Source organism: Polymorphospora sp. A560 (genome assembly GCF_045781765.1).
Taxonomy (GTDB): domain Bacteria; phylum Actinomycetota; class Actinomycetes; order Mycobacteriales; family Micromonosporaceae; genus Polymorphospora; species Polymorphospora lycopeni.
The window spans coordinates 6,193,010-6,205,665 of record NZ_CP122282.1; the positions used below are offsets into that span (position 1 = coordinate 6,193,010).

The 12,656-nt window shown below is 73.8% G+C and carries 14 protein-coding genes; 6 read left to right on the forward strand and 8 right to left on the reverse strand.

Annotation, left to right across the window (positions count from 1 at the left end; translation table 11 throughout):
- Positions 1 to 7 precede the first annotated feature (7 nt).
- The gene (locus QCD66_RS28090; protein WP_364207735.1) at positions 8 to 526 is read left to right on the forward strand and encodes a GNAT family N-acetyltransferase; all 519 of its coding nucleotides are present in this window, start codon (positions 8 to 10) and stop codon (positions 524 to 526) included.
- A gap of 11 nt (positions 527 to 537) precedes the next feature.
- Here QCD66_RS28090 and ligD read toward each other — a convergent pair whose 3' ends face one another.
- Positions 538 to 1,713, reverse strand: a complete 1,176-nt coding sequence (ligD, locus tag QCD66_RS28095) for a non-homologous end-joining DNA ligase (protein ID WP_375736474.1) — start codon at positions 1,711 to 1,713, stop codon at positions 538 to 540.
- Between the two features lie 125 nt (positions 1,714 to 1,838).
- On the opposite strand from ligD, the gene msrB reads away from it, so the two are divergent.
- Complete coding sequence (msrB, locus tag QCD66_RS28100) at positions 1,839 to 2,252, forward strand: peptide-methionine (R)-S-oxide reductase MsrB (RefSeq protein WP_364207739.1); 414 nt, start codon at positions 1,839 to 1,841, stop codon at positions 2,250 to 2,252.
- A 45-nt stretch (positions 2,253 to 2,297) separates the two neighbouring features.
- Here the strand turns inward: msrB and QCD66_RS28105 are convergent, their stop codons facing one another.
- Complete coding sequence (locus QCD66_RS28105; RefSeq protein ID WP_364207741.1) at positions 2,298 to 2,576, reverse strand: isoamylase early set domain-containing protein; 279 nt, start codon at positions 2,574 to 2,576, stop codon at positions 2,298 to 2,300.
- A gap of 248 nt (positions 2,577 to 2,824) precedes the next feature.
- Between QCD66_RS28105 and QCD66_RS28110 the strand changes: the two genes are divergently transcribed.
- Both QCD66_RS28110 and QCD66_RS28115 read left to right on the forward strand, forming a co-directional pair.
- Positions 2,825 to 3,085 (forward strand): Prokaryotic metallothionein, encoded by a 261-nt coding sequence (locus tag QCD66_RS28110; protein ID WP_364207743.1) that lies wholly within the window; start codon positions 2,825 to 2,827, stop codon positions 3,083 to 3,085.
- Between the two features lie 237 nt (positions 3,086 to 3,322).
- Entirely contained in the window at positions 3,323 to 3,772 is a 450-nt protein-coding gene (locus QCD66_RS28115; protein WP_364207745.1) for a GNAT family N-acetyltransferase, read from the forward strand.
- Between the two features lie 159 nt (positions 3,773 to 3,931).
- Here the strand turns inward: QCD66_RS28115 and hemQ are convergent, their stop codons facing one another.
- Genes hemQ through hemE form a run of 3 tightly spaced genes read right to left on the reverse strand, consistent with a single transcriptional unit; the run spans position 3,932 to position 7,159 of the window.
- Positions 3,932 to 4,636 (reverse strand): hydrogen peroxide-dependent heme synthase, encoded by a 705-nt coding sequence (gene hemQ, locus QCD66_RS28120; RefSeq protein ID WP_364207747.1) that lies wholly within the window; start codon positions 4,634 to 4,636, stop codon positions 3,932 to 3,934.
- On the reverse strand, positions 4,633 to 6,060 hold the full coding sequence (hemG, locus tag QCD66_RS28125) for a protoporphyrinogen oxidase (RefSeq protein WP_375736473.1): 1,428 nt from the start codon (positions 6,058 to 6,060) through the stop codon (positions 4,633 to 4,635). The genes hemQ and hemG overlap by 4 nt, the downstream gene beginning before the upstream one ends.
- A gap of 1 nt (position 6,061) precedes the next feature.
- Entirely contained in the window at positions 6,062 to 7,159 is a 1,098-nt protein-coding gene (gene hemE, locus QCD66_RS28130; RefSeq protein ID WP_375736482.1) for a uroporphyrinogen decarboxylase, read from the reverse strand.
- A 182-nt stretch (positions 7,160 to 7,341) separates the two neighbouring features.
- Between hemE and QCD66_RS28135 the strand changes: the two genes are divergently transcribed.
- On the forward strand, positions 7,342 to 7,914 hold the full coding sequence (locus QCD66_RS28135; RefSeq protein WP_375736472.1) for a DUF3000 domain-containing protein: 573 nt from the start codon (positions 7,342 to 7,344) through the stop codon (positions 7,912 to 7,914).
- Between the two features lie 43 nt (positions 7,915 to 7,957).
- On the opposite strand, the gene QCD66_RS28140 is transcribed toward QCD66_RS28135, so the two are convergent.
- Positions 7,958 to 8,653: a hypothetical protein gene (locus QCD66_RS28140; RefSeq protein WP_375736471.1), complete on the reverse strand. Its 696-nt coding sequence runs from the start codon at positions 8,651 to 8,653 to the stop codon at positions 7,958 to 7,960.
- Between the two features lie 83 nt (positions 8,654 to 8,736).
- Positions 8,737 to 9,849, reverse strand: a complete 1,113-nt coding sequence (locus tag QCD66_RS28145; protein WP_407566853.1) for a S1C family serine protease — start codon at positions 9,847 to 9,849, stop codon at positions 8,737 to 8,739.
- A 279-nt stretch (positions 9,850 to 10,128) separates the two neighbouring features.
- On the opposite strand from QCD66_RS28145, the gene QCD66_RS28150 reads away from it, so the two are divergent.
- Positions 10,129 to 11,487 carry an HRDC domain-containing protein gene (locus QCD66_RS28150; protein WP_407566854.1) on the forward strand — a complete coding sequence of 453 codons (1,359 nt, stop codon included), beginning with the start codon at positions 10,129 to 10,131 and terminating at the stop codon, positions 11,485 to 11,487.
- A gap of 97 nt (positions 11,488 to 11,584) precedes the next feature.
- On the opposite strand, the gene galE is transcribed toward QCD66_RS28150, so the two are convergent.
- The gene (galE, locus tag QCD66_RS28155) at positions 11,585 to 12,589 is read right to left on the reverse strand and encodes a UDP-glucose 4-epimerase GalE (protein WP_357536126.1); all 1,005 of its coding nucleotides are present in this window, start codon (positions 12,587 to 12,589) and stop codon (positions 11,585 to 11,587) included.
- Positions 12,590 to 12,656 lie beyond the last annotated feature (67 nt).

Consider the following 12,656-nt stretch of genomic DNA (forward strand, 5'->3'; position numbering starts at 1 on the left):
GGCACCCGTGACCGAGGTGATCTTCCGCACGGCCCGCCGCGCCGACGTACCGGCGATCGTCGCCCTGCTCGCCGACGACCCGCTCGGCGCCGGCCGGGAGGCGGCGGGCGGGGACGCCGGCGGCACGGTCGTCGGCGAGGAGGTCGACGCCGCCTACTGGCGGGCGGTCGGCGACATCGACGCCGCCTACTGGCGGGCGTTCGACGACATCGACGCCGACCCGCGCAACGCGCTCGTCGTCGCCGACCTGGCCGGCGAGGTGGTCGGCACGATGCAGCTCACGTTCATCCCCGGCCTGAGCCGCCTCGGCGCGGAGCGGGCCCAGATCGAGGCGGTCCGGGTGCGCGCCGACCAGCGCGGTGCCGGCCTCGGCCGCCGGATGATCTCGTGGGCGGTCGACGAGGCGCGGGCCCGCGGCTGCCGCCTCGTCCAGCTCACCACCGACAAGCGGCGGGCCGACGCGCACCGCTTCTACGCCGGGCTCGGGTTCGAGGCCAGCCACGAGGGCATGAAGCTCGCGCTCTGACCGGGCCGGGGTCAGCCCTTGCGGTCGCGGTCCTTCGACGGCTGCACCCGCTTCGGCTCACCGGGCATCTTCGGATGGTCCGGCGGGTACGGCAGGTCGCCGTTGCCCTCCTTCTCGTCCCGGTCGGCCCACTCCAGCAGCGGCGTGATGTCCCACCCGGCGTCGTCGATCGCCGCGTGCGGGTCGCCGATCCGGGCGAACCGCTCCGGTACGGTCCGCAGGTCGAAGTCGTTCGGCTCGACATCGGTCAACTCGTCCCAGGTGACCGGGGTGGAGACGGTGGCCCGGGCGTTGGCCCGCAGCGAGTAGGCGCAGGCGATCGTCCGGTCGCGGGCCATCTGGTTGTAGTCGATGAAGACCTTCTCGCCGCGCTGCTCCTTCCACCAGGCGGTGGTGACCAGGTCGGGCCGGCGCCGCTCGACCTCCCGGGCGAACGCGATCGCGGCCCGGCGCACCTGCGTGAACGTCCACCGCGGCGCGATCCGCAGGTAGACGTGCACGCCCCGGCCGCCGGAGGTCTTCGGGAAGCCGGTGACGCCGAGTTCGTCGAGCAGCGCGCGGACCTCACCGGCGACCGCGACCGCGTCGGCGAAGTCGGTGCCCGGCTGCGGGTCGAGGTCGATGCGCAGCTCGTCGGGGCGGTCGACGTCGTCGGCGCGTACCGGCCACGGGTGGAAGACCACGGTGCCCATCTGGGCCGCCCAGGCGACGTGCGCCAGGTCGACCGGGCACAGCTCGTCGGCCGTACGCCCGCTCGGGAAGCTGATCGTCGTGGTCTCGATCCACGGCGGTACGCCCCGGGTCGGCACCCGCTTCTGGAAGAACATCTCGCCCTCGATGCCCTGCGGGAACCGCTGCAGCATCGTCGGCCGCCGGTGCAGGGCGCGCATGATGCCGTCGCCGACGGAGAGGTAGTAATTGAACAGGTCGAGCTTGGTGTAGCCGGGGCCGGGGAAGTAGACCCGGTCCGGGCTGCTCAGTCGCACCGTACGGCCGGCGACCTCGACCTCGACGGCCGGTGCCTTCGCGCTCGCCCGCGACTTCTTCGCCGGCGCCCTCGCGCCGGTTTCGGCGCTGTCCGCCGGCGCCCCGGAACTGTCTGCCGGCGCCCCATCGCTGGTCCCGGAACTGTCTGCCGGCACTCCGGCGCCGGTCCTGGAGCTGTCGGTGCCCGCGCTGCCGCCCATGCCGCGACGATAGACCACCGGCGCTGCGGCCGGTGCCCACACGCGCGGTCCGACCTGGTACGCCCCCTGCTGTCCGGTCCGGTGTGAGTGGGTCGGCGGGCGGCCCGGAGTCGTACCGTTGGGGTATGGCTGTTGACAAGAGCACGCTGCCGACCACCGAGGACGAGTGGCGGGTCCGTCTTTCCCCCGAGGAGTTCCGGGTGCTGCGCCAGGCCGGCACCGAGGCGCCCTTCACCGGCGAGTACGTCGACACGAAGACGCCCGGGCTCTACCACTGCCGGGCCTGCGGCGCCGAACTGTTCTCCAGCGACACGAAGTTCGACTCGCACTGCGGCTGGCCGAGCTTCGACGAGGCGCTGCCGGGCGCGATCAGGTATGTCGAGGACCGGTCGCACGGCATGGTCCGGGTCGAGGTGCGGTGCGCGGTCTGCGACTCGCACCTGGGGCACCGCTTCGACGGTGAGCACTACACCCCGAAGAACGCCCGCTACTGCATCAACTCGGTGTCGATGACGCTGGAGCCGCGCGCGGGCGCGTGACGGCGTGCGGGGCGGGGCCGTCTTCGACCCCGCCCCGGCACCGGTTCAGCCGAGCAGGAGCCGGCCGCCCTGGTGGTCGATCAGGTCGGCCTGCTCGTCGTCGAGCCACACCCCGCCGGTGGCCAGGTAGCGGAAGTGGTAGTCGCCGGCCTTGAGGTTGACGGTGACGGTGCGGACGCCGTTGCGCCGCAGCACCAACTCGTGCCGCCCCGGCTCCCAGCCGTTGAAGCAACCCACCACGCTGACGGCGCCGGTCGGTGCGTCCTTGGGCAGGCAGAACGTTACCCGGGTCTTGTTGCCGAACAATTTACTGCGCTTGATCACGCCGCTCCTCCGGGAAAAGGATCCAACCGTCTGAGCTTCCCCGCGGTGGCACGCCGACGCCACCGACACACCGCGCGTTACACGTAATTCACCGGTTCTACCCGTTCCGGATACGCACCGGCACGCAGGTCAGCCCGGCGATGGTCATACCGGGCGACTAGGGCAATCGGCCGATTTTCCCGCTTTCCGGCCGCCGGCCGCCCCGCCTTCGCGCACGCTGGCCGGGAGACGAAACGGGAGGTTGCGCCATGGGGACCTGCGAGGTCTGCGGCAACGAATACTGGATGACGTTCGAGGTGCGGACGGTGAGCGGCGACGTGCACACGTTCGACTCGTTCGAGTGCGCGGCCCACCGCCTCGCGCCCATCTGCGAGCACTGCGGCTGCAAGATCATCGGACACGGGGTGGAGGTGTCCGGCCGGTTCTTCTGCTGTGCCCACTGCGCCCGCTCCGTGGACCGCGAGCAGGGCGCCGGCCTGCGGGACACCGTGGGCACCCACCCGGGCTGACCACCCCCGTCGCGCCTTCCCCGCGGCGCCTTCCCCGCCGCACCGCGCGACGGAGCCCGCCACGGCGGGGCGCCATGATCGTCTGCTGCTCCGGCACCCGACACGCCGACAAGGCACCGCCTGGACAGCAGACGATCATGGTGCGGCCGGCGACAGCCAGACGCCGCACCAGCCCTCGGCCCGCGCCGGCGCCCACCGGCCGGCGGGAGCCGGCGCGGGCGTGCCTACGATCGCGGAATGCAGCCGCAGACGACCGAGACGCGCGTGGCGTCCTTCGCCGACCTGGACACCCGTACCCTCCACGACCTGCTGCGCCTGCGGATCGACGTGTTCGTGGTCGAGCAGGAGTGCGCGTATCCCGAGATCGACGGGCGGGACACCGAACCCGGCACCCGGCACCTGTGGCTGGCCCGGGCCGGCACCCCCGTCGCGTACCTGCGGATCCTCGCCGACCCGGACGGTGTCGAGCGGATCGGCCGGGTCCTGGTCGCCCGCGCGGCCCGGGGCGACGGCCTCGCCGGCCGGCTCATGACCGAGGCGCTGCGGGTGGTCGGCAACCGGCCGTCGGTGCTCGACGCGCAGGCCCACCTGGCCGGCTTCTACGCCCGCTTCGGCTACACCCCGACCGGCCCCGAGTACGTCGAGGACGGCATCCCTCACATCCCCATGCGCCGCGACCCCCGGTAGACCGAGACCGGAGTCGCGAGTCGACCGAGCGCCGCCGCACCGTCTGGAGCCCGAGGACATGCGGCGAAGCCGTCATGCCCGCAGGGTGAAGACGGTGCATTCAGGCGGCGCGAAGCGGAGCGAGCCAGCCGAGCCGAAAGCGAGGCCAGCCAACTCAGCTCACGGCAGGGCGGTGACGAGTTCGGCCACGGAACGCCGGCGGCCGGTGTAGAAAGGGATCTCCTCGCGCACGTGCCGGCGGGCCGTCGACGCCCGCAGGTCACGCATCAGGTCGACGATGCGGTGCAGCTCGTCGGCCTCGAAGGCCAGCATCCACTCGTAGTCGCCGAGGCCGAACGACGGGACGGTGTTGGCGCGTACGTCCGGGTAGGGGCGGGCCATCCGGCCGTGTTCGGCCAGCATCTCGCGGCGCTCGGCGTCGGGGAGCAGATACCACTCGTACGAGCGGACGAACGGGTAGACGCACACGTAGGCGCGGGCCTCCTCGCCGGCGAGGAACGCGGGTACGTGGCTCTTGTTGAACTCGGCCGGCCGGTGCAGCGCCATCTGCGACCACACCGGGGTCAGCGCGCGGCCGAGGGCGGTGCGGCGCAGCAGGCCGTACGCCTCCTGGAGCGCGTCCGGCGAGCCGGAGTGCCACCAGACCATGATGTCGGCGTCGGCGCGCAGGCCGGAGACGTCGTAGGTGCCGCGTACGGTGACGTCCTTGGCGGCGAGGCCGTCGACGAGCGACTCGACCTCGGCGGTGACGCCGTCGCGCAGGGCGGGCAGTTGACCGCTGTACCGGAACACCGACCACATGGTGTAGCGGATGGTCGCGTTGATCTCGCGGAGCCGCGCGGCGTTGGTCTGCTCGCTGGTCATGCCGGCCTTCCTTCCAGGGACTTGATGATCTCTTCGGCCGCCGTCTCGCCGGAGCGGACGCAGACCGGGATGCCGACCCCGTCGTAGCCGGCGCCGGCCAGGGCGAGGGTGGGGTGGGTGGCGCGCAGCCGGGTCCGGGCCGCCGCGATCCGGTCCAGGTGGCCGGGGGCGTACTGCGGCAGGGCGCCGCCCCACCGCTGGACCCGGCTGTCGACCGGGGCCGGCACGGCCGCCCGCAGCACGGTGGACAGGTCCCGGTGTACGGCGGCGACCAGTTCGTCGTCGGGGCGCTGGAGCAGGTGTTCGTCGCCGTGCCGGCCGACCGAGGCGCGGACGACCGCGAGCCCGTCGGCGCGGCGCTGGTGGGCCCACTTGGTGGTGAAGAAGGTGGCCGCCTTGATCAGGGTGCTCTCGGTGGCCGGTACGAGGAAGCCGGACAGGTCGGGCAGTGGCGGGTCGGGCAGGGCGAGGCTGACCAGGGCCACGCTGGCGTAGTCGAGTATGCCGACGAGGCGGGCCGCGTGGGCGTCGACGGCGGCGAGCAGCCGGGCGGCGGGCCGGGCCGGCAGGGCGAGCACGACCGCGTCGACGTCGACGGTCTCCGGGGCGGGGGTGGGGCCGACGACGAGCCGCCACCCGTTCGGGGTCGGGGCGAGTTCGCGTACGGTCGCGTCGAGCCGCAGTTCGGCGCCGCTGTGCGCGGCGGCGGCGGCGACCAGGGTGCCGAGCCCGGTGTCGACGGTGCCGAAGACCGGGGCGCCGGTCGGTCGGGGGGCGGCCGCCTGCGCGGCGCGTACGGCGCCGACCAGGGTGCCCTCGTGGCGGGCGGCGCGGGCCAGGCCGGGCATGGTGGCGGCGAGCGACAGGGTGTCGGCCCGGCCGGCGTAGACGCCGCCGAGCATCGGGTCGACGAGCCGGTCGACGACCTCGTCGCCGAGCCGCCGTCGGACCAGTGCGCCGACGGCGACGTCCTCGTCGGGGTCGAGCAGCGGACGGCCGGCGTCGTGGTCGAGGTCGGCGGCCGGGTGGGCGATCCCGGCGACGGCGGCCAGGTCGCCGGGTACGCCGATCAGGGTGCCCTTCGGCATCGGCCGCAACCGCCCGCCGACGGCGATGGCGGCCTGCCCGACCGCCGGATGGGTGATCCGGTCGGCCAGCCCGAGCCGGCGGGCCAGGGCGACGGCGGCGGAGTCGCCCCCGGCGGGATCGCGCATCAGGAACGTCTCGGCGCCGGCCTCGGTGGCCGATCCGGCGAGCTCGCCGGTGCGCAGCTTGCCGCCGAGCGCGCCGGACCGTTCGAAGACGGTGATCCGGGTGTCGCGGGGGGCGCGGTCGCGCAGCCGTACGGCGGCGGCCAGTCCGGCGATGCCGCCGCCGACGACCGCGACGTGCCAGCCGCGTCCGTCGCCTCCCGGTGTGCCCATGTCAGCGGGCGGATGCCTGGTGCACCAGGTCGACGACCCGGGTGAGCACGTCGGGGTCGGTCTCGGGCAGCACGCCGTGGCCGAGGTTGAAGACGTGGCCGGGGGCGGCCCGCCCCTCGGCGAGGATCCGCCGGACCTCGGTCTCGACGACCGGCCACGGCGCGAAGAGCACGCACGGGTCGAGGTTGCCCTGTACGGCCTTGTCGGCGCCGATCCGGCCGGTGGCGACGTCGAGCGGGATGCGCCAGTCGACGCCGACCACGTCGGCGCCGGCCTCGGCCATCGCGGGCAGCAGTTCGGCGGTGCCGACGCCGAAGTGGATGCGGGGTACGCCGGCGTCGGCGAGCCCGCCGAGGACCCGGGTGGAGTGCGGCTGGACGTAGGTGCGGTAGTCGGCGGCGGACAGCGCGCCGGCCCAGGAGTCGAAGAGCTGCACGGCGCGGACGCCGGCGGCGATCTGGACGCGCAGGAACTCCAGGGTGATGTCGGCGAGCCGGCCGCACAGCGCGTGCCACAGGTCGGGGTCGCCGTACATCAGGGCCTTGGTCTTGGCGTGGGTGCGCGACGGCCCGCCCTCGACGAGGTAGCTGGCCAGGGTGAAGGGTGCGCCGGCGAAGCCGATGAGCGGCGTGGTGCCGAGTTCGGCGACGAGCAGGCGGACGGCGTCGGCGACGTACGACACGTCGTCGGCGGTGATCCGCCGGATGCGTTCGACGTCGGCGTGGGTGCGTACCGGCTCGGCCACGACGGGGCCGGTGCCGGGGACGATGTCGAGGTCGACACCGGCGGCGGCGACGGGGACCACGATGTCGCTGAAGAGGATGGCGGCGTCGACGCCGTGCCGGCGGACCGGCTGGAGGGTGATCTCGGTGACCAGGTCGGGCCGGCGGCACGACTCCAGCATCGGGATGCCGGCCCGGATCTCGCGGTATTCCGGCAGCGACCGGCCGGCCTGGCGCATGAACCAGACCGGGGTGTGCGGCACCGGCTCGCGGCGGCAGGCCCGCAGGAACGCCGGCTCGTCGGTGGTGTCCTGGTCGTGGGCGGTGCCGCGGTCGGGGGCCGCGTTGCCCGGCATCGTCGTCGTCATCCCCGCCATCGTGCCACGCGCCCCGGCGGGGGTACCGGGCCGTCCGGCCCTGGCGAGCCGGGTCACCCGGACCGGGTCGCGCACCTTATGTCGGGCTTGTCGTGAAAGCGGGGTCCGGTTCCCGGTCCGGCGGCAGGGATGATCGGCGCGCCGATCATCCGGCCCGGGGCCTGCCGGCTTAGGCTGCGGACATGGCAGCCTCCACCGCGGTTCCCGAGGTGTTCGCGAACGCGGTGGCCGGCCTGCGCGCGGCATCGCCCCGGCGGGAGATCGTGCTCAAGGAGATCGGGCCGCCGCAGCGGCTGGCGCCGTACGCTTTCGCGCTCGCCGCGACCGTCCTGCGCGGCGGCGAGGAGGTGGCCACCGGCCGGCTGATCCTGCTGCACGACCCGGCCGGCCACGACGCGTGGGACGGCATGCTGCGCCTGGTCACGTACGTGTCGGCGGATCTCGAACTGGAACTGGCCGCCGACCCGCTGCTGCCGTCGGTGGGCTGGAGCTGGCTCGTCGACGGGCTCGACGCCCACCACGCCGGCCACCGGGCGATGGGCGGCACGGTGACGCAGACCATGTCGACCAGGTTCGGTGACCTGGCCGGCGAGCCGGCCGCCGCCGACCTCGAGATCAGGGCGTCGTGGACGCCGGCCACCGACGACTTCGCCGCCCACCTGCACGGCTGGTGCGCGCTGCTGGCCTCCACCGCGGGGCTGCCGCCGCCCGGGGTCACCGCGCTGCCCGACCGCCGGTCGACGGCCGGCCGCTGACCGCCAGCCGGGGCGCCCGTCGCAGGACGCCCCGCCGGATGGTTCAGAGGTACTTGTTGGCCTCGTCGCAGGTCTTGTCGAGGTCCTTCACCGCCGCGTCGTACGCGGACTGGTTACCGGCCGCCGCGGCGGTCAGCGCGGTGCTGAGCAGTTCGAGGCACTTGGAGATGATCTGCTTCTGCCGGACCTGCTCGTCGCGGTCGTTCTGGGTGCCGGTCAGGTTCTGCTCGGCGGTGTCGGCCCGCTTGGTCGCCGCCGACAGGTCGGTCTTCAGCTTCTCCAGCTCGGTGTTCTTGGTGGTGATCGTGGTGTCCCGCTCCTTCACCTGGGCGGTCAGCGTGCCCCTGGTCTCGGAGAGCTCGTTGGACTTGGCGACGTAGAGGCCGGTCATCACGCCGCCGAGCACGAAGAGCAGGCCGGCGACGATCCCGAGGATCAGCACCGTCTGGCTCTTCTTCGGCGCGGCGGCCGGCGCCGGGCTGGCCGACACCGGGGGCCCGGACATCTGCTCGCCGAACGGCGGGCCGGACATCTGCGCCCCCGGGTACGGCTGCTGGGCCGGCGCCTGCTGCTGGTAGCCCGGGTCGTAGGCGACCGGCGACCCGAACCCGCCCTGCGGCGGCGGGGAGCCCTGGTACGGCTGGTAGGGGCCGCCCTGGTCACCGGCGGGAGGCCCGTACGCGTTCGGGTCGTAGCCCTGCTGCGGTGGCCCGTCGGGGCCGGTCGGCGGGTAGGACATTGCTTCCTCCAGAAGGGTGGCCGCCGCCCGGCGGTGTCGGAAAGCGGCGGGGCGGTCGAGCGGGTGGTGGGCGGTCGAGCGGGTCAGCAGATCTGGAATCCGTCGCAGGCGGTGGCGATCGGGATGGCGAGTCCGACCCCCTCGGCATCGGCGACCTTGGCGGTGGCGATACCGACCACCTGCTTGGCGCCGTTGATCACCGGTCCGCCGGAGTTGCCGGGGTTGATCGGGGCGTCGAACTGGATCATTGATGGGCCACCGCCCGGCATCGTGCGGAAGGCGCTGACCACGCCGGTGGTGACGCTGTCCTCCAGGCCGAGCGGAGCGCCGACCACCACGACCTGCTGGCCCGACTTGACCGGCTCGGTGGCGGTCACCAGGCCGGTGAACGCGCCGGTGGTCACGAGCTGGGCGACGTCGTTGCGCTCGTCGACCCGCACGATCATGGCCGGGAAGCGCTGGTCGCGGCGCTCGATGAAGACCTCGCGGCCACCGCTGGTCCACACCGACTCGACCACGTGGTAGTTGGTGAGGAGGTTGGTGCCGCCGCCCTCGGCCGGCTTGCCGACGGCGAAGGCGGTGCCGCCGGAGTTGCCGGCGCTGACCCGGAAGACGCTGGGCAGCGCCACGGTCGAGATGGCCTCCGGGTTGAAGACGTCGCCGGCCTGCTTCTCCAGCTCGCCGGTCCGGCCCTCCAGGCCCTCGAACCGGCTGCCGTCACTGGCCTGCGCGTCGGCGAGCCGGTCGTCGGCGGCGGCCAACTGGTCGGCCAGGTTGTTGATCTGGACCGCCTGCAACCCGGCCACCACGGCGAGGAAGAGCGCCAGGACGAGCGCGACCACGCCCGGCCAGGAGACGCGCCGGCGGGCGGCGGGCGGCGGCGCGGCGCCGGGGAAGCCCGCCGGCGGATGCACCGGCGGCGCCGACCTCGGCTGCGGCGCGGCCACCACCGGTGAGCCCGGGGTGGGCCACGACTGGGTGGCCGGTGATCCGGGGCCGGACCATGGCTGGGCCGCCGCCGGCGGCGGTGCCAGTTGCGGCGGCTCCATCTTGGGCGGCAGCGGTCCCGGCCGGGCCGGGGCGCCGGCCTCCGGGGCGGGCGGCTGTCCGGTTTCCGACCCGTCTGCCGGGGGCGGGCTCGGCGCGGGCTGCTGGTTGCCCGGCTGTCCGGCGTACGGGTCGTAGCCAGCGGTCATCGTTACACGCCTCCCAGGGACGCTGTCTCATGTCTTTTGTCTGCGTCGGCGGCGCACGACCGACTCCACTGTCCAACGGTCGCACGACCGGACAACCCCACCGACTCGATCTCGCGGCAGGGTGGACCGTACCTGCATGAAAGGGGTTTGTCTGCCCTGATGTCCGGGCCGTGACAAACCACGCTCACCTCCGCGTGGAAGGTACCGGCGGGCGGATCACGGTCGACTCGCCGGGCCGGCTGTTCGATGCGGCGAGCGCGCGCCGACTAGGGTTGCCAGGTGACCGACGAACCACCCCTGCGCCGTCGGGCCCACGAACGCCAAGCGGGGGACGAGCCACACAGCCGCCCGGCGGGTTCGCCGGCGTCAGATGGAGCCGCCACGTCGGCGTCAGATGCAGTGGGGCCCGACCCGAAGCCTGGTGGGCCCGTTCCGCTCATCGCCCCCCGCGACGGCACCCCCGTCCCGGTCGAGACACCCGACGAGTTGGCCGAACTGGTGGCCCGCTTCGCCGCCGGCACCGGACCGGTGGCGATCGACGCCGAACGCGCCTCCGGCTACCGCTACAGCCAGCGGGCCTACCTGGTCCAACTGCGCCGGGCCGGCGCCGGGACCGTGCTCATCGACCCGTTGCCCCTGGGTGACCTGCGTACCCTCGACGCGGCGATCGCCGACGCCGAGTGGGTGCTGCACGCCGCCAGCCAGGACCTGCCGTGCCTGGCCGACCTGGGGCTGCGGCCGCGGCGGCTGTTCGACACCGAACTCGCCGCCCGGCTCGCCGGATTCGAGCGGGTCGGCCTGGCCGCGCTGACCGAGTCGCTGCTCGGCTACACGCTCGAGAAGCACCATTCGGCGGCGGACTGGTCGAGCCGCCCGCTGCCGGAGTCCTGGCTGACCTACGCGGCCCTCGACGTGGAGATGCTCACCGACCTGCGCGACGCGCTCGCCGCCGAGCTGGTGACCCAGGGCAAGGACGGCTGGGCCGCGGAGGAGTTCGCCGCGGTGGTCGCGTGGGGCCTCGTGCCGCCCCGGCAGCGACCGGACCCGTGGCGGCGCACCTCCGGCATCCACCGGGTCCGGGGGGCGCGGGCCCAGGCCCGCGTACGCGCCATGTGGTACGCCCGGGACCAGATCGCCGCCCGGCGCGACTCGGCGCCCGGCCGGGTGCTGCCCGACGCGGCGATCATCGCGGCGGCCGAGACCGATCCGCGCGACGAGCGCACGCTGCTGACCCTGCCCGGCTTCGGCGGCCGGTCGGTGCGCCGGCTGGCCCGGGTCTGGCTGGAGGCGCTCGGTGAGGCGCGGGGCCTGGCCGACAGCGAACTGCCGGTCAACCCGCCGGTCGACGGCCCGCCGCCGCCGCACCGCTGGGCCGAGCGCGACCCGGCCGCCGCGGCCCGGCTGGTCCGGTGCCGCGAGGCGGTGACCCGGATCGCGGCGGAGCACCGGCTCCCGCCGGAGAACCTGATCACCCCGGATTCGGTACGCCGGCTGGCCTGGACCCCGCCCGAGGAGGTCACGGTCGAGACGGTGACCCAGACCCTGCGCGGGTACGGCGCCCGCTCCTGGCAACTCGGCCTGGTCGGCGAGGACCTGACCACCGCCCTGCAGGACCCGCCGCCACCGCCACCGTCCTGACGCCGTGCCCGATCGCCCGCGATCTTGCGGTTGTCTCCCCCTTTCGTACCGGTTCGGGGGGGCGACAAATGCAAGATCGCGGGATAAGGGGTGGCGGTCAGGAGGCGGCGAGCCGCTCGTCGCGGATCTCGGCCCACTGCAGCGAGTGGCGGATGCCCTCGGCGACGGTGAACTCCGGCTTCCAGTCCAGCAGCCGGCCGGCCTTGTCGATCCGGGTGTAGGTGCCGGCCGAGTCGCCCGGCCGGGGGCCGGTCTCGCCCACCCGCAACGGCCGGCCGGCCACCGACTGGAAGGCGGCCACCAGCTCACGCACGGTGGTGCCGTCCCCGGTCCCGAGGTTGATCACCTCGTGGGAGCGGTCGCCGCCGGCCGGCAGGATCGCGTCGAACCGGCGCAGCGCCTGCACGTGCGCCCGGGCGAGGTCCCAGACGTGGATGTAGTCGCGGATGCCGGAGCCGTCCCGGGTCGGCCAGTCGACGCCGGTGATCAGGAACTCGTCGTCGTTCTCGTGCGCGGTAATGATCTTGCCGAGGGCGTGCGACGGCTGGCGGAGCTGCAGGCCGGTACGCAGCTTCGGGTCGGCACCGATCGGGTTGAAGTAGCGCAGGGAAAGCACCCGCAGGTCGGTGGCGACCGCCGCGTCGGCGAGGATCGCCTCCATCATCGCCTTGGTGCGCGCGTACGGGCTCAGCGGGTCGAGGCCCGACGTCTCGTCGACGGAGAAGTCGTCGCTGGGCCGGTAGATCGCCGCCGACGAGCTGAAGAGCAGGCGCTGGCAGCCGTTGCGCACCACGTGCTCGACCAGGTCGACCGACTTGGCGACGTTCTCCCGGTAGTAGCGCAGCGGCTGCTCGACCGACTCCGGCACCACGATCAGCGCGGCGGCGTGCACGACGGCCTCGATGTCGGGGTGCTCGGCGAAGATCCGGTCGATCAGCGCACCGTCGGCGATGTCGCCCTGGTAGAAGATCCGGTCGCGGGTGAACTCGATCCGCCCGGTGCACAGGTTGTCGAGCACGACGGGAACGATGCCGTCGTCGAGGCAGGCCGAGACGATCGTGCTGCCGATGAAGCCCGCGCCGCCCGCGACGAGTACCTTCACGCGTCCACCCTCCGGGTTGTCCGATTACGTCCGTGCTCAACGTACCGGAAACGGGCATCTGTGGTCC

What these genes read in the sequence shown, in the direction of transcription:
- hemG (WP_375736473.1), bottom strand. Translation starts at nt 6,060, where the DNA reads ATGGGCACACCGGGAGGCGACGGACGCGGCTGGCACGTCGCGGTCGTC.
- ligD (WP_375736474.1), bottom strand. Translation starts at nt 1,713, where the DNA reads ATGGGCGGCAGCGCGGGCACCGACAGCTCCAGGACCGGCGCCGGAGTG.
- QCD66_RS28135 (WP_375736472.1), top strand. Translation starts at nt 7,342, where the DNA reads ATGGCAGCCTCCACCGCGGTTCCCGAGGTGTTCGCGAACGCGGTGGCC.
- hemQ (WP_364207747.1), bottom strand. Translation starts at nt 4,636, where the DNA reads ATGACCAGCGAGCAGACCAACGCCGCGCGGCTCCGCGAGATCAACGCG.
- QCD66_RS28115 (WP_364207745.1), top strand. Translation starts at nt 3,323, where the DNA reads ATGCAGCCGCAGACGACCGAGACGCGCGTGGCGTCCTTCGCCGACCTG.
- QCD66_RS28140 (WP_375736471.1), bottom strand. Translation starts at nt 8,653, where the DNA reads ATGTCCTACCCGCCGACCGGCCCCGACGGGCCACCGCAGCAGGGCTAC.
- hemE (WP_375736482.1), bottom strand. Translation starts at nt 7,159, where the DNA reads ATGGCGGGGATGACGACGACGATGCCGGGCAACGCGGCCCCCGACCGC.
- msrB (WP_364207739.1), top strand. Translation starts at nt 1,839, where the DNA reads ATGGCTGTTGACAAGAGCACGCTGCCGACCACCGAGGACGAGTGGCGG.
- QCD66_RS28145 (WP_407566853.1), bottom strand. Translation starts at nt 9,849, where the DNA reads ATGACCGCTGGCTACGACCCGTACGCCGGACAGCCGGGCAACCAGCAG.
- QCD66_RS28110 (WP_364207743.1), top strand. Translation starts at nt 2,825, where the DNA reads ATGGGGACCTGCGAGGTCTGCGGCAACGAATACTGGATGACGTTCGAG.